This is a genomic window from Spirillospora sp. CA-108201, assembly GCF_050936235.1.
Taxonomy (GTDB): domain Bacteria; phylum Actinomycetota; class Actinomycetes; order Streptosporangiales; family Streptosporangiaceae; genus Spirillospora.
Genome location: NZ_JBNJNE010000001.1, coordinates 9,034,834 through 9,053,072 on the forward strand (window position 1 = coordinate 9,034,834; position 18,239 = coordinate 9,053,072).

An 18,239-nucleotide genomic window follows, 5' to 3' on the forward strand; every position below is an offset into this window, starting at 1 on the left:
CACCGAAAAACAAGCGTCTGCTTGGACGGACGGACGGTCAACACCGGACGCCGAATAGTGATCTTTCGGTGATGCGCGGCCCGCGCCTCCGGTCCGCGCCCCGGCGGGCGCGTCCGGGGACGCGGTCGTCCGCGGCTACCAGCCGAGGGCGGGCGGCAGGCCGGACCGCCCCGCGTCCGGCCAGTCGAGCGGCGCGCCGAGCGGTTCCAGTTCGGCCAGCTGGAGCCGGTACCAGGGGGAGGACTCGGGCTTCGCGGTCAGCTCCCGGCAGCGCCTCCACGTCCACCACTCGGCCCGCTCGACCTCCTCGGGGTTCGGGCGGACGGTCGTGCCCGCGGGGACGACGGCGCGCACGACCGGGCAGCGCTCGTGCTCGACCGTCCCGTCCTCGGCCACGGCCCGGTACTGGAACCGGGGCAGGACCGGTGTGAGCGTTGCGTCCCGGATGCCGAGCTCGTCCCGCAACCGCCGGAGGACGGCGTCGCGGAGCTTCTCGCCGGGACCCGGATGGCCGCAGCAGCTGCCCGTCCAGACGCCGGGGAAGGTCCGCTTCCCGAGGGCGCGCTGAGTGATCAGGACACGACCCTCCGTGTCGGTGACATAGCAGGAGAAGGCCAGGTGGTACGGCGTGTCTCTATGGTGGCTGGAGCTCTTCGGCGCGGTTCCGACGACCTCGTCGTCCGCGTTGAGCAGCACGATCTCTTCGACGCCCATGCTCTTTTCCTACCCCATCCCTCCCGCCGGGGTCAGTCTTTTCACACCCCGCGGGCGGGTGGTCTGCGGCGCGTCGCGGGCGAACCGGGATTAAACTCAGAACGGCCCGAGCCAGGGGAGACCGAATCCCCGACGGAGGAGTTGAAACGAGTGAGCTTGCTGGAGTCGATCACAGGTCCCGACGACCTCAAGCGACTGGACGCCGCTCAGCTGTCTCGGCTCGCGGAGGAGATCCGCGAGTTCCTCGTCCAGGCGGTCTCCAGGACCGGGGGGCACCTGGGGCCCAACCTGGGCGCGGTCGAGCTGACGATCGCGCTGCACCGCGTCTTCGACTCGCCGCACGACAAGATCCTCTTCGACACGGGCCACCAGGCCTACGTGCACAAGATGCTCACCGGCCGGCACGACTTCGAGCTGCTGCGCAAGCGCGGCGGCCTGTCGGGCTACCCGAGCCGCGCCGAGTCCGAGCACGACATCATCGAGAACTCGCACGCCTCGACCGCCCTGTCCTACGCCGACGGGTTCGCCAAGGCGTTCCAGCTGCGCGGTGAGGACGACCGCGCCGTCGTCGCGGTCGTCGGTGACGGCGCGCTGACCGGCGGCATGTGCTGGGAGGCGCTGAACAACATCGCCGCCGGCGTCGACCGCCCCGTGATCATCGTCGTCAACGACAACGGGCGCTCCTACTCGCCGACCATCGGCGGCCTCGCCTCGCACCTGGCCGACCTGCGCGTCACCCAGGGCTACGAGAACGCGCTCGACCTGATCAAGAAGACGGTGCCGCGGGCGCCCGTGGTCGGCAACGTCGCCTACGAGGCGCTGCACGGCATCAAGAAGGGCCTCAAGGACGTCCTGCAGCCGCAGGCCATGTTCGAGGACCTCGGCATGAAGTACGTCGGGCCGATCGACGGCCACGACGAGGACGCCGTCGAGCGGGCGCTGCGCCGCGCCCGCGGGTTCGGCCGCCCGGTGATCGTGCACTGCATCACCACCAAGGGGCGCGGCTACGCCCCGGCCGAGAACGACACCGAGGACTGCATGCACGGCGGCGGTGCGTTCGACCCCGCCACCGGCAAGTTCGTCACCGGCAAGGGCGGCCCCGCCTGGACGAAGGTCTTCGGCGAGGAGATGGTGGCGATCGGGCGGGAGCGCCGCGACGTCGTCGGCATCACCGCCGCGATGCTCTACCCGGTCGGGCTCGCGCCGTTCGCCGAGGCGTTCCCCGACCGCATCTTCGACGTCGGCATCGCCGAGCAGCACGCCGTCACCTCCGCCACCGGGCTCGCGATGGGCGGCCTGCACCCGGTCGTGGCCGTGTACGCCACGTTCCTGAACCGCGCGTTCGACCAGGTCCTGATGGACACGGCGCTGCACCGCCAGCCCGTCACCTTCGCCCTGGACCGCTCCGGCGTGACCGGCGACGACGGCGCCAGCCACAACGGCATGTGGGACCTGTCGATCCTGCAGCTCGTCCCGGGCATGCGGATCGCCGTGCCGCGCGACGGGGCCCGGCTGCGTGAGCTGCTGCGCGAGTGCGTGGCGGTCTCCGACGGCCCGACCGCGATCCGCTACCCCAAGGGCCCGGCCGCCGCCGACGTCGAGGCGGTCGGCAAGGCCGGCGGCATGGACGTGCTGGCCCGCCACGACGGCTCCAACGGCGCCCGCGTCCTCATGGTCGCGGCCGGATCGATGGCGGCGCCCGCGGTCGAGGCGGCGGAGCTGATCGCCGCGCAGGGCATCGGCGTGACCGTCGTCGACCCCCGGTGGGTGAAGCCGCTCGACCCGGCGCTGCTCGACCTCGCCCGCGAGCACACCCTCGTCGCCGTCGCCGAGGACAACGGCCGCACCGGCGCCGTCGGCGACGCCGTGGCCCGGCTGCTGCGCGACGCCGGCGTCGACGCGCCCCTGCGCACCTTCGGCATCCCGCAGGAGTTCCTCGACCACGCGTCCCGGGGCCAGATCCTCGCCGACATCGGGCTCACGCCGCAGGCGCTGGCGCGCGACGTGACCGAGTCGGTGGCCCGCATCACCGCCGAGGCCGACGAGCCCGCCACCTCCGACGAGCGCTCCTAGGCGCCTTCGGCCGACAGGAGTCGCCAGGCGTGGGTGATGGACGCGGTGGACGTGCCGAGCTCACGTCCGAAGTACGTCCATCGCCCGCGCAGGCACCAGGGGCGTCCCGCGCCGTCCTGGACGTAGACCTGGAGCGGGAAGCAGGCGTCGTGGGCGCGGATGACGCCCGCCGGGTCGACCGAGGGCGCGAGCCTGGGCACGCCCTCGCACCGGACGCCCAGGACGGACGTCCGCGGATCCTGGTGTAGGAGACCCCGCGTCAGGTCGTACACCAGTACGGAGATGTAGTCGGGTCCGAGCCACCTGAGGTCGGGGACCGTCTCGGGTGGAGGGAACCCGTGCAGTTCAGGACCGCCGGTCACACGCGCACCGTAGCGTCCGCGTCACCTTTGCGTCACTAGTTTCCCGGCGGGGAGTTCGAAGCGATCACGCGGAACCCCGGCAGGCGGACCGCATCGCCTCCCAGCGGGCGAGCTTGACGCGCTCCCCGCGGTCCAGGGCGCGGGCGAGGGCGACCTCGGCGGCGTCCAGGTTCAGCCAGTCGTCGTAGGTGACGACGGGCAGGCCGCGCGACTCCAGCAGCTCCTCGATCGTGCGCGCGGGCGCCGTCCCGGCGTCCGCGAGGTCCTCCAGCAGGTTGCGGACGGTCTCGGCGGCGTCGGACTTGTTGGTCCCGACGACGCCGGACGGCCCGCGCTTGATCCAGCCGGCGACGTACTCGCGGGGCACGAAGGCGCCGTCCGGGCCGACGATGCGGCCGCCCTCGTTCGGGACGACGAAGGAGCGCTCGTCGAACGGGACGCCCTCCAGCGGGACGCTCTGGTAGCCGACGGACCGCAGCACCATGCCGACCGGGAGCGTCTCGTACTCGCCGGTCCCGGTGACGCGGCCCGACTCGTCCAGGCGGGTCGTCTCCAGCCGGAGGCCCTCGACGCGGTCGGCGCCGAGGATCTCGACGGGGGCGCGCCAGAACCGGACGTCGATGTGGCGGGCGCGTTCGGCGGCGGGCGCGCCCGTCCAGGCGCTGAGGGCCTTGATGTTGCCGCGGACGTGCCGGTCGCTCTCGGCCAGCTCGGCGCTGGCGGGGTCGAGCTCCATGTCCCGCGGGCTGACGTGGATGCTCGCGCTCGGCAGCTCGCCCAGCTCGCGCGCCTCCTTGGTGGTGAACTTCGCCTGCGCCGGCCCGCGCCGCCCGATCATGTGGATGCGCCGGACCCGGCTGTGCGACAGCGCCTCGATCACCTGCTCGGGGACGTCGGTGGCGCGCAGCTCGGCGGCCGTCTTGGCGAGGATCCGGACGACGTCCACGGCGACGTTCCCGACGCCGACCACCGCGACCTCCTCGACCGACAGGTCGAACTCGTGGTCGGCGGCGTCGGGGTGCCCGCAGTACCAGTTGACGAAGTCGGTGGCGGCGATGCTGCCGGGCAGGTCCTCGCCGGGGATCCGCATGTGCCGGTCGACCATCGCGCCGGTGGAGTAGACGACGGCGTCGTAGCAGCCGAGCAGGTCGTCGCGGGTGACGTCGCGGCCGAGCTCGACGCATCCGAAGAACCGGACCGCCGGGTTCTCCAGGACCCGCTGCAGGTACCGGGCGATAGACTTGATCGAGGTGTGGTCGGGCGCGACGCCGTAGCGCACCAGTCCGTAGGGCGTCGGGAGCCGGTCGAAGACGTCCACCCGCACGTCGTCTCCGGCCTGCTTCACGAGGGCCTCGGCGGCGTAGATCCCCGCCGGGCCGGACCCGATCACCGCGACACGTGCTGGAGGTGCCATGGGCGCCATTGTGCACACCCGCCGGTCAAAAGGACACCGTGACTCCCGTCACGGCGGGGGAGTGTCAGGACTTGGGGGTGATGTGCTCCGCTCGGCGGCCGACCTTGCTGTGCCGGTACCCGTAGCCGGCGTAGACGACGCCGCCGACGACCATCCAGGCGAGGAACCGCAGCCAGGTCTCCACCGGCAGGTTGATCATCACGAACAGGCAGGCCAGCACGGACAGGATCGGGATGACCGGCACCCAGGGGGTGCGGAAGTCGCGCGGCAGGTCGGGGCGGGTGCGGCGCAGGATCACCACGGCGATCGAGACGACGAGGAACGCGAACAGCGTGCCGATGTTGACCAGCTCGGCCAGCTCGGAGAGCGGGATGAACCCGGCGAGCACCGCGACGACCACGCCCATGATGACCGTCGAGCGGTAGGGGGTGCCGAAGCGCGGGTGGACGGCCGAGAGCCAGGGCGGCACCAGGCCGTCGCGGCCCATCGCGAAGAAGATGCGGCTCTGCCCGAGCAGCAGGATCAGCACGACGGTGGTGAGCCCCACGACCGCGCCGATGCTGATGATCGTCGCGAAGGCGGGATGGCCGACGGCCTTGAACGCGTCCGCGAGGGGCGCGGCGACGCTCAGCTCCGTGTACTTCTGCATGCCCGCCACGACGGTCGCCACGGCCGCGTACAGGACCGCGGTGATGACGAGGGAGCCGATGAGCCCGACCGGCAGGTCCCGCTGCGGGCGCCGCGCCTCCTCGGCCGCGGTCGCGACGATGTCGAAGCCGATGTAGGCGAAGAACACGATGGCGACGGCCGAGAAGATGCCGAGCCAGCCGTAGCTGACCGGGGCGCTGCCGACGAGTTCCTGGATCAGCGGCGCCTTGAGGCCCGCGACGTCCGGCGTCGGCTTGGCCGGCGGGATGAACGGGTGGTAGTTGGAGCCCTTGACGAAGAACAGCCCCGCGAAGATCACCAGCAGCACGATGGCCACCTTGACCGAGACGACCACCGCGTTCACCCGGGAGGAGATCTTGACGCCGAGCACGAGCAGCGCGGTCACCGCCAGCACCAGGCAGATGGCGGGGATGTTCACCGTCCCGCCCTCGCCCGGCGGGGCGGCGAGCGCCGTCGGGATCGTGATCCCGGCGTCGTCGAGCAGCGAGGCGAAGTACCCCGACCAGCCGACCGACACCACGGCGGCGCCGAGGGCCATCTCCAGGATGAGGTCCCAGCCGATGATCCAGGCCGGGAACTCCCCGATCGTGGCGTAGGAGAAGGTGTAGGCCGAGCCGGCGACCGGGACCGTGGAGGCGAACTCGGCGTAGCAGAGCGCGGCGAGGCCGCACACGACGGCGGCGAGGATGAACGACAGGGCCACCGCGGGCCCGGCCTTGTCCTTGGCGACCTGGCCGGTGAGCACGAAGATGCCGGTCCCGATGATCACGCCGACCCCGAAGACCGTCAGGTCGAACGCCGACAGGTCACGGCGGAGCCGGTGCTCGGGCTCCTGGGTGTCCTGGATCGACTGCTCGACCGACTTCGTGCGCAGCACGTTCACTTTCGGCGCCCCTTCGCGTCCCGTCGTCCGGCATACGGCACTCAGCCGTATGCCCAAATGCGCGCGGGTTATGATCCGCCGGAACGCGCGCATGATCGTGACGTGGGGAAACAACGGAGAAGAGGCGTTCCGCAGGTGGTCCGGAACGCCTCTTCTCCCGTGGTGGCACCGGTCAGGAGGGCAGGGAGGCGACCCCCGGCTCCAGGAAGCGGCCGCCCGCGGCCCGCTCGGCGACGCCGGACCTGTCCAGGTACGGGGTGATGCCGCCGAGGTGGAACGGCCAGCCGGCGCCGAGGATCATGCACAGGTCGATGTCCTGCGGGGCCGCGACGACGCCCTCGTCCAGCATGATCCGGATCTCGTCGGCGAGCGCGGCGAGCGCCCGGTCGAGGACCTGCTCCTCGGTGGAGGGGCTCGTCCCGCCGGAGAAGATCTCCACGACCTCGGGGTCGAGGGTGAAGTCGGGCAGGTAGACGCCGCCCTTGCCCGCCGCGACCATCTTCGCCAGGTTGTCCGACAGCGGGAAGCGGTCCGGGAACGCCGCGTGCAGGGTCTCGTTGACGTGCAGGGCGATCGCCGGGCCGACCAGGCCCATCAGCACGAACGGCGGCATCGGCAGGCCGAGCGGCGCGGCGGCGCGCTCGGCGGTCTCGATCGGCGTGCCCTCGTCCACGGTCCTGACGATCTCGGCGAGCAGCCGCAGCAGGACGCGGTTGACGACGAACGCCGGGGCGTCCTCGACCAGCACGCACGACTTCTTCAGCGCCCGGCCCGCGGCGAACGCGGTGGCGAGCGCGGCGTCGTCGGTCCGCTCGCCCCGGACGATCTCCAGCAGCGGCAGCACCGCGACCGGGTTGAAGAAGTGGAACCCGACCACCCGCTCGGGGTGCGCGAGCCCGGAGGCCATCTCGGTGACCGACAGCGAGGAGGTGTTGGTCGCGAGGACGCACTCGGCGGATACGTACTGCTCCACCTCGGCGAACACCTTCTGCTTGACCGACATCTCCTCGAAGACGGCCTCGATGACGAAGTCGGCGTCGGCGAAGGCGTCCTTGGTGAGCGAGCCGGTGATGAGCCCCTTGAGGCGGTTGGCCCTGTCGGGGGACAGCCGCCCCTTGCCGAGCAGCTTGTCGATCTCGCCGTGCGCGTAGCCGACGCCCTTGTCCAGGCGCTCCTGGTCGAGGTCGGTCAGCACGACCGGCACCTCCAGGCGCCGCGCGAACAGCAGGGCGAGCTGCGAGGCCATCAGGCCCGCGCCGACGACGCCGACCTTGGTGACCTTGCGGGCGAGCTCCTTGTCCGGCGCCCCGGCGGGACGCTTCGCGCGCTTCTGGGTGAGGTCGAACGCGTACAGGCCGGCGCGCAGCTCGTCGCTCATGATGAGGTCGGCCAGGGCCTCGTCCTCGGCGGCGAAGCCCTCGTCGCGGGTGCGGTCCTTGGCGGCGGCGACCAGGTCCAGCGCCCGGGTGTAGGACGGCGCCGCGCCGTGCAGTCTGCCCTCGACGTTCCAGCGGGCCAGCGCGACGGCGTCGTCCCACGCCTTGCCCTTGTCGACCTCGGGGCGGCGGACGGTGATCTCGCCCTTGACCACCCGGGCCGTCCAGGCGAGGGACTCCTCCAGGAAGTCGGCGGAGTCGAAGACGGCGTCGGCGATGCCCAGCTCGTGGGCCTGCGGGCCCTTGAGCATCCGGTTCTGGGCCATCGGGTTGTCGATGACGACCTTGAGCGCCTTCTCCGCGCCGATCAGGTTCGGCAGCAGGTGGGTGCCGCCCCAGCCGGGCACGAGGCCGAGGAACGCCTCGGGCAGCGCGAACGCCGGGACGCCGCGCGAGATCGTCCGGTAGGTGCAGTGCAGGCCGATCTCGACGCCGCCCCCCATCGCCGCGCCGTTGTAGTAGGCGAAGGACGGGACGCCCAGCTCGCCGAGGCGGCGGAACACGTCGTGGCCGAGCCTGCCGATGGCCGCGGCGTCCTCGCGCCGCCGGACCAGCGGGACGCCCTTGAGGTCGGCGCCGACGGCGAAGACGAACGGCTTGCCGGTGACGCCGACGGCCGCGATGTCGTCGCGCCCGGCGACCTCGTCGATCGCGGCGTTCAGCTCGGCGAGGCCGCCCGGGCCGAACGTGCTGGGCTTGGTGTGGTCGAAGCCGTTGTCGAGCGTGATGAGCGCGAGCGTGCCCGCGCCATAGGGCAGCGTCACCTCGCGTACGCGCGCGTGCGTGACGACCTCGTCCTTGAAGATGTCGGGGTTCACTTGGCGCCCTCCCAGTTCACGTTCTCCCAGAGGACGGTTCCGCCCATGCCCATGCCGACGCACATCGTGGTCAGCCCGAACCGGACGTCCGTGCGCTCCTCGAATAGGCGGGACAGCTGGTTCATCAGCCGCACGCCGGACGAGGCGAGGGGGTGGCCGAGGGCGATCGCGCCGCCCCACGGGTTCACCCGCGCGTCGTCGTCGGCGATCTTGAAGTGCTCCAGGAACGCGAGCACCTGCACGGCGAAGGCCTCGTTGATCTCGATGAGGCCGATGTCGTCCATGGTCAGCGCGTTGCGGGCGAGGAGCTTCTCGGTCGCGGGCACCGGCCCGACGCCCATCACCTCCGGCTCGACGCCGGCGAACGCGAAGTCGACGAGCCGCATCCGCGGCGCGAGGCCGAGCTCGCGCGCGACGTCCTCGGCCGCGAGCAGGCAGGCGGTGGCGCCGTCGTTGAGGCCCGCGGCGTTGCCCGCCGTGACGTTGCCGTGCACGCGGAACGGCGTCTTCAGCGAGGCCAGGCTCTCCATCGTCGTGCCGGGCCGCGGCGGCTCGTCCTCGGTGGCCAGGCCCCAGCCCTGCTCGGCGGAGCGGACCGCGGTCGGCGCCAGGTCGGGCTGGATCCTCCCGGCCGCGTACGCCTCGGCGACCTTCCGCTGGCTGCGCACGGCGTAGGCGTCCGCGCGCTCCTTGGTGATGCCGGGGAACCGGTCGTGCAGGTTCTCCGCCGTCGACCCCATGACCAGGGCGGACGGGTCGACCAGCCGGTCGGCGAGGAACCGCGGGTTCGGGTCGACGCCCTCGCCCATCGGGTGCCGGCCCATGTGCTCGACGCCGCCCGCGATGGCGACGTCGTAGGAGCCGAACGAGATGCCGGCGCCGGTGGCGGTCACGGCGGTCATGGCCCCCGCGCACATCCGGTCGACGGCGAAGCCGGGGACGCTCTTCGGCAGTCCGGCCAGCACGGCGGCGGACCGCCCGATGGTCAGGCCCTGGTCCCCGGTCTGGGTGGTGGCGGCGATGGCGACCTCGTCGACCCGCTCCGGCGGGAGGGACGGGTTGCGGCGCATCAGCTCGCGGATCGCGCGGACGACCATGTCGTCGGCGCGGGTCTGCGCGTACAGCCCCTTGGGGCCGGCCTTGCCGAACGGCGTGCGGACGCCGTCGACGAACACGACGTCGCGTGCGGTGCGAGGCACGGGTCGTCCTCCCTGCGATGGACTCGGGTGAAGGTGTCGAGCCCCGCGCCGCCCCTGCCGGCGGCACGAGTGCCCGCACCAGCGATGCTACTCGCTGGTAACCCTAAATTCTACTCGTCAGTAACCACTGACGCGCCACTCACCGCCCGGGCGCCCGGCGGGCAGGGGCCCGGCGCCCTTGTCGGGTTCATGACTGGTGGGTAACGTGACCGTAAATCACCGGAGGAGGGCGCGGTGACGCACGCGAGGCCCGCGTACCGGCCGGGGATGCGCCGGCGGATCGGGCATATCCGCGACCTCGCCGCCCTCCTGCTGCGCACCGGCCTGCTGTTCTCCGGCGGCCCCGGCCGGCTGGCCCGCCAGCTCGGCACGCTGCGGCGCTGGGGCACGACGCTCGCCGGGCTGGTCGCCTCCGCCGCCGCGCGCTCCCCGTCCCGGACCGCCCTGATCGACGACGACGGCGCGCTGACGTTCGCCGAACTGGACGAGCGCGCCGCCCGCCTCGCCGCCGGACTGCCCCTGCACGGCCCCCGCCCGCGCGTCGGCGTGCTGTGCCGCAACCACCGCGGCATGGCCCTGACCCTCGTCGCGTGCTCCCGGCGCGGCGCCGAGGTCGTGCTGCTCAACACCGGCTTCGGGACGGGCCAGATCCGCGCCGTGCTCGGCGAGCTGCGCCCCACCCTGCTCGTCGCGGACGCCGAGTTCGCGCCGCTGCTGGCGAACGTCCCGATCGCGCTGCGCCGGACCGTGGTGTGGGCCGACCGCCGGCCGCCCGCCGCGGCCCCGCTGGCGGCCCCCGTCCCGGCCGCGACGCTTCCGCCGCCGCGCACCGCCCCGGACACCGTCCCCGCCGACCCGGGGCCGAGCATCGAGGAGATCATCCGTTCGGCGCCGGAGCCGGCCGCCGGGCCGCCGCAGATCCAGAGCCGCACGATCATGCTGAGCTCGGGCACCACCGGCCGTCCGAAGGGCGCCCGCCGCCCGCCGCGCCCCGGCCTCTGGCCGCTGGCCTCGATGACCTCCCGGATCCCGCTGCGCGCCCGGCAGACCATGATCGTCGAGGCGCCGCTGTTCCACACCTGGGGCTACGCCGCGCTGCAGATGACCTGGGCGCTGCGGGCGCCGGTCGTCCTGCACCGCCGGTTCGACCCCGAGCGGACCTTGGCGGCCGTCGCCTCCCACCGCGACGTCACCCTGTTCGCCGTCCCGGTCATGCTCCAGCGGATCCTGGAGCTGGCGCCCGGGGTCCGCGAGCGCTACGACGCGTCCTCGCTGCGCATCGCGGCGCTGAGCGGCGCCGCACTGCCCGGCGACCTCGCCACCCGGTTCATGGACGCGTTCGGCGACCGGCTCTACAACGTCTACGGCTCCACCGAGGCGTCCTGGGTGTCCATCGCGACCCCGCGCGACCTGCGCCTCGACCCGCGCACCGCCGGGCGCCCGCCGCGCAACACCGCGCTGGCGATCCTCGACGAGGAGGGCCGCCGCCTCGGCCGCTCCACCCGCGGGCAGATCTTCGCCGCGAACGAGCTGCTGTTCGAGGGCTACACCGGCGGCGAGCCGATGGAGGTCCGCGACGGCATGCTCGCCACCGGCGACCTCGGCCATGTCGACCACCGCGGCCTGCTGTTCGTGGACGGCCGCGGCGACGGCATGGTCGTGTCCGGCGGCGAGAACATCGTCCCCGGCGACGTGGAGGACGCCCTGCTGCGGATGCCGGAGATCCACGAGGTCGCGGTCACCGGCGTGCCCGACCCCGAGTGGGGGCAGCGCCTCGCCGCGTACGTCGTCCTGCGGCCCGGCGCCCGGCTCGGCGCCGACGCCGTCCGCGCCTACGTGCACGCCCAGGTCGCCCGCTACGCGGTTCCCCGCGACGTGTACTTCATCCCCGAGCTGCCCCGCAACGCGACCGGCAAGGTCGTGCACCGCTGGCTGTCGGCCCGCCCCGGCGGGCCCGAGCCCGAGGGCCGGGTCGCGTGGCCGCTGTGTTGATTCAGTCCCGGCTGTGTTTATTGCAGTCTCGGCCCACTTCGCTCGCCTGGGGGCTCGCTACGTGACCGGGCCTGGGCGAACGCGGCATCGCTTCGCGATCTGCCCGGTTCCGCTCGCCTCCGGCTTCGCTCCACCGGGCAGGTCACGCGTTCGCGTGCGTGGACGAGGCCACTTCGATAGCAGGCACCCTAGGCGGTGAGCGCGGGCTCGGTGGTCAGTGGCAGTCGGACCGTGATCGACAGGCCGCCCTCCGGCCGCGGGACGGTGTCGACCGCGCCGCCGTGCGCCGCGACGACCGCCCGCACGATCGACAGGCCGAGCCCCGCGCCGTCCCTGGACCCCGTCCGGTCCGCGCGCAGCCGCCGGAACGGCTCGAAGATCGTCGCGACCTCGTAGGACGGGACGGGCCGCCCGGTGTTGACCACCCGCAGGAACGCCTCGCCGTCCCGGACCCCCGTGGCCACCCAGACCCGCCCGTCCGGCACGTTGTACTTGACGGCGTTCTCCAGCAGGTTCACGGCGCACCGCTCCAGCAGCACCGGGTCGCCGGTCACCGCGGCCGGGCCGAGCCGCGCCTCGACGTCCACGCCCGCCTCCTCCGCCCGTCCGTCGAGCTGGTCGAGTGCGCTGCGCACCACGTCCCGCAGCGGCGTGCCGACCGGGGCGGCGGGCTCCCTCTCGGACTTCGCGAGCAGCAGCAGCCCCTCGATCAGCCGCTCGTGGCGCGCGGTGTTGCCGAGCAGGACGTCCGCGAGCGCCCTGGTCTCCGGCGGGCTCCTGCGGCTCGCCAGCGCGACCTCCAGCACCGTCCGGTTGATCGTCAGCGGCGTGCGCAGCTCGTGCGAGGCGTTCGCGACGAACCGGCTCTGGGCGTCGAACGCGCGGTCCAGCCGGTCCAGCATCCGGTCGAAGGTGTCGGCCAGGTCCTTGATCTCGTCCTGCGGGCCGTCCAGCGCGATCCGCTCGTGCAGGTTGCTCTCCGACAGCCGCCGCGCCGTCGCGGTCACGGTGTGCAGCGGACGCAGCATCCGCCCCGCCACCACGTACCCGATCACCACGGCCAGGACGCCGAGCACCAGCATCGTCACCAGGGAGCTCTGCAGCAGCTGCTCCAGGACGTCGTGCTTCTGCCGCGCCAGCTCCCGGTCGGCGTCGGCCTTCAACCGCACCAGATCGCCGACGTTCCCCTCGACGGCCAGCGCGCGCAGCCGGGTGACCGTCGTCGCGTCCAGGTTCTGCCGCGAGGTGAACCGGCCGTCCATCGTCCTGACGGTCAGCAGGTACGTCACCGCGACCAGCGCCGCCGAGGTGACGAGGAACAGCGACCCGTACACCAGCGTGAGCCGCGTCCTGACGCTCAGCCTCTTCACCGCGCCTCCAGCCGGTACCCGGACCCCGTCACCGTCTCGATCACCGGCGGCTGACCGAGCTTGCGCCGCAGCGTCGCCATCGTGACCCGGACGATGTTGCTGAACGGGTCGATGTTCTCGTCCCACGCCCGCTCCAGCAGCCTTTCGGCGCTCACCACGCCGCCCTCCGCCCGCAGCAGCTCCTCCAGCACGGCGAACTCCTTGTTGGTCAGCCGCAGCTCCCGCCCGTCCCGCGCGGCCCTGCGCCGGTGCGGATCGAGCCGGATGCCGCGCCCTTCGAGGACGGGCGGCACCGGCGGCCCCGACCTGCGCGCCAGCGCCCGCACCCGCGCCACCAGCTCGCCGAACACGAACGGCTTCGGCAGGTAGTCGTCGGCGCCGAGCGCCAGCCCGTCCACCCGGTCGCCGACGTCCCCGGCCGCGGTCAGCATGATGATCCGCGCGGGGCTCCGCCGCCCCACCAGCTCCCGGCACACGTCGTCCCCGTGGACCGTCGGCAGGTCCCGGTCGAGGACCACCACGTCGTACTCGTTGTAGGAGGCCCGCTCCAGAGCATCGTCGCCGTCGTACACCACGTCGACGGCCATGGCCTCGTCCCGCAGTCCCACGGCGATCGTGTCCGCGAGCACCCGCTCGTCCTCGACGATCAGCACACGCATGACGCCGAGCATGACGCGCGAGGGGTTAAACCCGGATAAGCGAGGAGGGGACTCAGACGCCGACGCGCGGCCAGATCCTGCTCACCGGCTTCGAGAGGAAGAGCAGCAGCAGGGCGTAGTAGGAGACGTCGGGGAGCACCGCGACCACGGCGAGGCTCAGGACGAGCAGCACCACGGTCGACAGGGAGGACCGGACCGCCTCGACCGTGGTCGGATCGGTCGCCGACGCGACGTCCGGGTCACGGTGGGAGAGCACGGTCAGCGCGGCCTGGCAGGAGCTCGCGACGAGGACGTTCCCGATGTACAGCATCACGGTGAACCGATCGTCCCCCGGATAGGACGCCACCATCTCCGTGGGGAACGGCAGGATCACGATGGCGAGCAGCCATCCCGTGTTCAGCGCCATCAGAGCGCGCGTGTAGCCGCCGACGTGCTCGAACACCCGGTGGTGCACGAACCACAGCCGGGTGATCACCACGAAGCTGAGCGCGAAGGCCCAGATCTGCGGAAGATGCCCGGTGACGACCTCGACCGACCGCTCGTGCGCGTCCACCGCCGCCGGCACCACGTCGACCAGCGGCAGCACGAGGAGCGTCACGGCGATCGCCACGACCGCGTCGGTGAACAGGACCAGCCGATCAGGATCCCGAGAAACCGCCCGTCCCACATCCGGGACCCTACCGCCGCGGCCGCCTCCGGGCCCCGTACCGCCCCGGCTCAGCGGGTCTCCACCCGCGTCAGCCGACCAGCAGGACGAGCTTGCCGCGCGCAGGGCCGTCCTCGCCGGCGCGGTGCGCCCCGGCGACCTCGGCGAGCGGGAAGGTCCGCGTGACCGGAGGCGAGAAGCGCCCCGCCTCGACCAGCGCGCCGATCTCGCCGAGCGCGTGGACCGCGCGGCCGTCGTCCCCGCGGCTGAACCGCACCCCGTGCCTCCGCGCGCCGGCGAAGTCGGCGACCGTGACGACGTGCTCCGCGCCGCCGGCGAGCTCGATCAGCTCGGGCAGCACCCCGCCTCCGGCGACGTCGAGAGCCAGGTCGACGCCGCCGGGCGCCAGCGCGCGGACGCGCTCGACGAGGCCCTCGCCGTAGACGACGGGCTCGGCCCCGAGCGAGCGCAGGGACTCCTGGTTCGCCGGCCCGCCGGTACCGATGACGCGCACGCCCCGCGCCGCGGCGAGCTGCACCGCGGCGCCGCCGACGCTCCCGGAGGCGCCGCTGACGAGCAGCGTGCCGCCGTCCCCGGCGCCGAGCTGGTCGAGCGCCCGCGTGGCCGTCTCGACGGACGCCGGAAGCGCGGCGGCCCCGGCGAAGCCGAGCGACGGAGGGATCGGCGCATGGTGGGACAGCACGGCCAGCTCGGCCTGGGCCGCCCCCTCGGCGCAGAACCCGAACACGCGATCGCCGACGACCACGTCCGCCACGCCCTCGCCGATCTCGTCGACGACGCCCGCCGCCTCGTAGCCGAGGGTCTGCGGGAGCTCCTGGTCCATCATCCCCGCGCGCTTCTTCCAGTCGCCGGCGCTCACTCCGGCCGCGCGCACGGAGATCCGCACCTCACCGGCTCCAGGATGCGGATCGGGCAGCTCAGTGGGCGCCGAGTCGGGTCTGGAGGCCGTCGAGGTAGCGGTCGAGCCCGTAGGCGAAGGTGGTCTCGCGCACCGCGCGCGGGTCGGCGTCCCGGCGGGCGGCGAACTCCTCGCGCAGCCGGGGGTGGTCGTCCAGAGCCCGCTCGGCGGCGGGGCGCAGGCCCTCGGCCCATTCCTGCTCGGTCCGGCCGCTGCGGGCGAGCATCGACAGGTACGCCGCCTCGCTGATGCTCATGCCGATCACGTAGGCGAGCAGCCCGTTCATGGCCTGCTCCGCCTCGCCCGGCGGGAATCCGGCGGCATGGAACAGGGCGAGCTGGCGCTCTGACCGGTCGACCAGGTTGGGGCCGAGGTCGGCGAGCCCGACCTGGCCCAGCGCGGGCGCGACCCACGGGTGGCGCAGGATCATGGCGCGCAGGCTCTGGGCGCAGTGCCTCAGGGGCGCCCGCCAGCCGGTCGCGCCGACCGGGTCGGGCACCTCCAGCTCGCCGTACAGCTCGTCGACGACCAGCTCGATCAGCTCGTCCTTGCTGGCCACGTGACGGTAGAGCGAAGTGGCCGCCGTCCCCAGGCGGACGGCGAGGCCCCGCATGCTGAGCGCCTCCATGCCCTCCTCGTCCAGGAGCCGGACGGCCTCGGCGACGATCCGCTCGCGGCTGAGCGCGGGCTGGGCGCGCTTGGCGGGAGGACGTGCCCACACCGAGGGGATGGGCGGCTTGTCGGCTGGCATGCCACCACCTTAGGGCACGTCGTTCGCCGGAGCGTACGACCAACGCTGTTGCGTACGGCGATCCATAATGCGTACGGTGTTCGCATCGTGAGTACGGCGTTCACGGCGCGCCTTCGTCGAAAGGAATCGATCATGACCGAGCGGCTGGACGGGAACACGAACGGCGACGGGAGGGCGCAGGGCGACCGGGGTGTGCGCGACTCGACGGGCCGCCGCTTCGACCCGGCCCACTGGCAGGGTCGGCTCGACGCGCTGCGCGCCGCCCACCACGTGCCGGGCGCGTGCCTCGCGGTGGTGGCCGACGGCCGGGTGCACGAGCTGGCCGGCGGGGTGCTGCACCGCGGCACCGGCGTCCGGGTGACGACCGACTCGGTGTTCCTGTCGGGGTCGATCGCCAAGGTCTACACGGCCACGCTCGTGATGCGGCTCGTGGACGAGGGGAGGCTCGATCTCGACGCGCCGGTCGTCGAGGTGCTGCCCGAGTTCGCCACCCCGGACCCGGCGGCCACCGAGGCGATCACCATCCGGCGGTTGCTGTCCCACACGGGCGGGGTGACCAATGACTTCAACTTCGACGGCGGCCGGGGCGACGACTGCATCGCCAGGTACGTCGAGGCCGCGCGCCGGGTCCCGCTGGACTGCCGGCCCGGCACGGCGATCTCCTACGGCGGCCTCGGCTACGTCGTCCTCGGCCGGGTCGTCGAGAAGGTCACCGGGCTGACCTGGGACCAGGCCCTCAAGGACCTCCTCTTCCGGCCGCTCGGCCTGAGGCGGTCGATGACGCTGCCGGAGGAGGCCCTGAGCCACCGCGCCGCCATGAGCCACCTGGGCGAGCCCGGCGCCGACCCCGAGCCCGCACCGTCCTGGGACCCGATGCCCCGCTCGGTCGGACCGGCTGCCCGCGTCATCGTCACCGCCGGGGACATGGCCCGCTTCGCCCGGATGCACCTGGAGAACGGCACGGCGCCCGGCGGTGCCCCCGTCCTGTCCCCGCAGGCCGTGGCCGCCATGCAGCACCGGGAGGTGGACGTCCCCGACAAGTGGACCGTCAGCGCGGACGGCTGGGGCCTCGGCTGGACGCTCTACGACTGGGACGGCGTCCTCGGCTACGGCCACGACGGTGCCGCCATCGGCCAGTACGCCTACCTGCGCGTCGTCCCGCAGGCGAACCTGGCGCTCGTGCTGATGACCAACGGCGGCGCGGCCCGCCTGCTGTACGCCGACCTGTTCCGCGAACTGCTCGCCGAACTCGCCGGCGTCACCATGCCCGAACCGTTCGCCCCGGCGGACCCGGCCCCCGCGGTGGACCTCGCTCCGCTCCTCGGCACCTACAGGCGCGAGGGCGTCGTCATCACCGTCTCCCGGCAGCCCGGCGGCGCGCCCCGCATGCGGTACGAGTTCGTCGACGACATGAAGGACCTGTCCCCGCCCCTGGAGATGGACCTGGAGCCGGTCACCGGCACGGTCTTCGCCGCCTCCGGCGCGGGCCCGTCCTTCAGCGAGGACTACATGCCGGTCGTGTTCTCCACCCTCGGCGACGGCAGCCGGGTCTGCTACGTCGGGATGCGGGCCACCCCCAAGATCGCGTAGTGGGGCGCGGACCGCCGGGAGGAGCCCCCCGGCGGCCCGGCCGCGCTCTAGCCTCACATCATGATCGAGGCTGTGCTGTGGGACGTCGACGACACGATCTTCGACTTCACCGGCTCGGAACGGGCCGGGCTGCTGCGCCACTTCGAGGCGGAGGGCCTGCCGTCCGACCAGGCCGCGGTGGACCGCTGGCACCGGATCGCCGAGCTCGAACTCCGGCGTCTGGCGGCCGGCCTGGTCACCTACGAGGAGCAGCGCCGCACCAGAGTCCGCACGTTCACGGGCCGTCGGCTGAGCGGCACCGAGGCGGACGCCTGGTACGGCCGCTACGAGGCGCTGTTCGAAGCGGCATGGTCGGCGTTCCCGGACGCGGCGCCGGCGCTGGACGCGCTTCCTTACCGCCAAGGGATCCTGTCCAACTCCAGCACCGCCCACCAGGAGCGCAGGTTGACGGCGCTGGGCCTGCGCCACCACTTCGAGGTGCTCCTGTGCTCCGACCGGCTCGGCTGCGCGAAACCGGACCCGGCGGCCTTCCTGGCCGCCTGCGCCGCCTTGGACCTGCCTCCCGCCCGCGTCGCCTACGTCGGCGACAAACTGGACGTGGATGCGAGAGGAGCCCGCGACGCGGGCCTCCACGCCGTCTGGCTGGACCGAGCCGACACGGCGGGCACGGCCCCGACCGGCGTCGACCGGATCTCCACCCTGACCGAACTCCCCGCGGTCCTGGCCGCCTGAGCCGCCGGCGTC

Annotated in this window: 15 protein-coding genes; 4 read left to right on the top strand and 11 right to left on the bottom strand. The window is 73.0% G+C overall.

Annotated elements, in window-relative coordinates:
• Positions 1-135: 135 nt before the first annotated feature.
• On the bottom strand, positions 136-714 hold the full coding sequence (gene idi, locus ACQEU6_RS43235) for an isopentenyl-diphosphate Delta-isomerase (protein ID WP_499339604.1): 579 nt from the start codon (positions 712-714) through the stop codon (positions 136-138).
• Positions 715-864: 150 nt separating this feature from the next.
• Between idi and dxs the strand changes: the two genes are divergently transcribed.
• Positions 865-2,787, top strand: coding sequence for a 1-deoxy-D-xylulose-5-phosphate synthase (gene dxs, locus ACQEU6_RS43240; RefSeq protein WP_499339605.1), 1,923 nt, complete (start codon positions 865-867; stop codon positions 2,785-2,787).
• On the opposite strand, the gene ACQEU6_RS43245 is transcribed toward dxs, so the two are convergent.
• From ACQEU6_RS43245 to ACQEU6_RS43265, 5 genes are all read right to left on the bottom strand, one after another.
• Entirely contained in the window at positions 2,784-3,149 is a 366-nt protein-coding gene (locus ACQEU6_RS43245; protein WP_499339606.1) for a hypothetical protein, read from the bottom strand. The genes dxs and ACQEU6_RS43245 overlap by 4 nt on opposite strands.
• 64 nt (positions 3,150-3,213) lie before the next feature.
• Entirely contained in the window at positions 3,214-4,572 is a 1,359-nt protein-coding gene (locus ACQEU6_RS43250) for an FAD-dependent oxidoreductase (protein ID WP_499339607.1), read from the bottom strand.
• Between the two features lie 55 nt (positions 4,573-4,627).
• Positions 4,628-6,115 (bottom strand): amino acid permease, encoded by a 1,488-nt coding sequence (locus ACQEU6_RS43255; protein ID WP_499339608.1) that lies wholly within the window; start codon positions 6,113-6,115, stop codon positions 4,628-4,630.
• Between the two features lie 172 nt (positions 6,116-6,287).
• Positions 6,288-8,369: a 3-hydroxyacyl-CoA dehydrogenase NAD-binding domain-containing protein gene (locus ACQEU6_RS43260; protein WP_499339609.1), complete on the bottom strand. Its 2,082-nt coding sequence runs from the start codon at positions 8,367-8,369 to the stop codon at positions 6,288-6,290.
• Positions 8,366-9,568: a thiolase family protein gene (locus ACQEU6_RS43265; protein WP_499339610.1), complete on the bottom strand. Its 1,203-nt coding sequence runs from the start codon at positions 9,566-9,568 to the stop codon at positions 8,366-8,368. The genes ACQEU6_RS43260 and ACQEU6_RS43265 overlap by 4 nt, the downstream gene beginning before the upstream one ends.
• Positions 9,569-9,802: 234 nt before the next feature.
• On the opposite strand from ACQEU6_RS43265, the gene ACQEU6_RS43270 reads away from it, so the two are divergent.
• Positions 9,803-11,560: an AMP-binding protein gene (locus tag ACQEU6_RS43270; RefSeq protein WP_499339611.1), complete on the top strand. Its 1,758-nt coding sequence runs from the start codon at positions 9,803-9,805 to the stop codon at positions 11,558-11,560.
• Between the two features lie 188 nt (positions 11,561-11,748).
• Here the strand turns inward: ACQEU6_RS43270 and ACQEU6_RS43275 are convergent, their stop codons facing one another.
• From ACQEU6_RS43275 to ACQEU6_RS43295, 5 genes are all read right to left on the bottom strand, one after another.
• Complete coding sequence (locus tag ACQEU6_RS43275; RefSeq protein ID WP_499340532.1) at positions 11,749-12,921, bottom strand: sensor histidine kinase; 1,173 nt, start codon at positions 12,919-12,921, stop codon at positions 11,749-11,751.
• 5 nt (positions 12,922-12,926) lie between these two features.
• Positions 12,927-13,589 carry a response regulator transcription factor gene (locus ACQEU6_RS43280; protein WP_499339612.1) on the bottom strand — a complete coding sequence of 221 codons (663 nt, stop codon included), beginning with the start codon at positions 13,587-13,589 and terminating at the stop codon, positions 12,927-12,929.
• A 52-nt stretch (positions 13,590-13,641) separates the two neighbouring features.
• On the bottom strand, positions 13,642-14,256 hold the full coding sequence (locus ACQEU6_RS43285; RefSeq protein ID WP_499339613.1) for a TMEM175 family protein: 615 nt from the start codon (positions 14,254-14,256) through the stop codon (positions 13,642-13,644).
• A 70-nt stretch (positions 14,257-14,326) separates the two neighbouring features.
• Entirely contained in the window at positions 14,327-15,172 is an 846-nt protein-coding gene (locus ACQEU6_RS43290; protein ID WP_499340534.1) for an NADP-dependent oxidoreductase, read from the bottom strand.
• A gap of 1 nt (position 15,173) precedes the next feature.
• Positions 15,174-15,905, bottom strand: a complete 732-nt coding sequence (locus ACQEU6_RS43295) for a TetR/AcrR family transcriptional regulator (RefSeq protein ID WP_499339614.1) — start codon at positions 15,903-15,905, stop codon at positions 15,174-15,176.
• Positions 15,906-16,037: 132 nt separating this feature from the next.
• Between ACQEU6_RS43295 and ACQEU6_RS43300 the strand changes: the two genes are divergently transcribed.
• Both ACQEU6_RS43300 and ACQEU6_RS43305 read left to right on the top strand, forming a co-directional pair.
• The gene (locus ACQEU6_RS43300) at positions 16,038-17,495 is read left to right on the top strand and encodes a serine hydrolase domain-containing protein (protein WP_499339615.1); all 1,458 of its coding nucleotides are present in this window, start codon (positions 16,038-16,040) and stop codon (positions 17,493-17,495) included.
• A gap of 60 nt (positions 17,496-17,555) precedes the next feature.
• Positions 17,556-18,227 carry an HAD family hydrolase gene (locus ACQEU6_RS43305; protein ID WP_499339616.1) on the top strand — a complete coding sequence of 224 codons (672 nt, stop codon included), beginning with the start codon at positions 17,556-17,558 and terminating at the stop codon, positions 18,225-18,227.
• Positions 18,228-18,239: the final 12 nt, after the last annotated feature.

Coding starts and splice junctions, on each gene's coding strand:
- ACQEU6_RS43295 (WP_499339614.1), bottom strand. CDS start 15,905: ATGCCAGCCGACAAGCCGCCCATCCCCTCGGTGTGGGCACGTCCTCCC.
- ACQEU6_RS43280 (WP_499339612.1), bottom strand. CDS start 13,589: ATGCGTGTGCTGATCGTCGAGGACGAGCGGGTGCTCGCGGACACGATC.
- ACQEU6_RS43300 (WP_499339615.1), top strand. CDS start 16,038: ATGACCGAGCGGCTGGACGGGAACACGAACGGCGACGGGAGGGCGCAG.
- idi (WP_499339604.1), bottom strand. CDS start 714: ATGGGCGTCGAAGAGATCGTGCTGCTCAACGCGGACGACGAGGTCGTC.
- ACQEU6_RS43250 (WP_499339607.1), bottom strand. CDS start 4,572: ATGGCGCCCATGGCACCTCCAGCACGTGTCGCGGTGATCGGGTCCGGC.
- ACQEU6_RS43305 (WP_499339616.1), top strand. CDS start 17,556: ATGATCGAGGCTGTGCTGTGGGACGTCGACGACACGATCTTCGACTTC.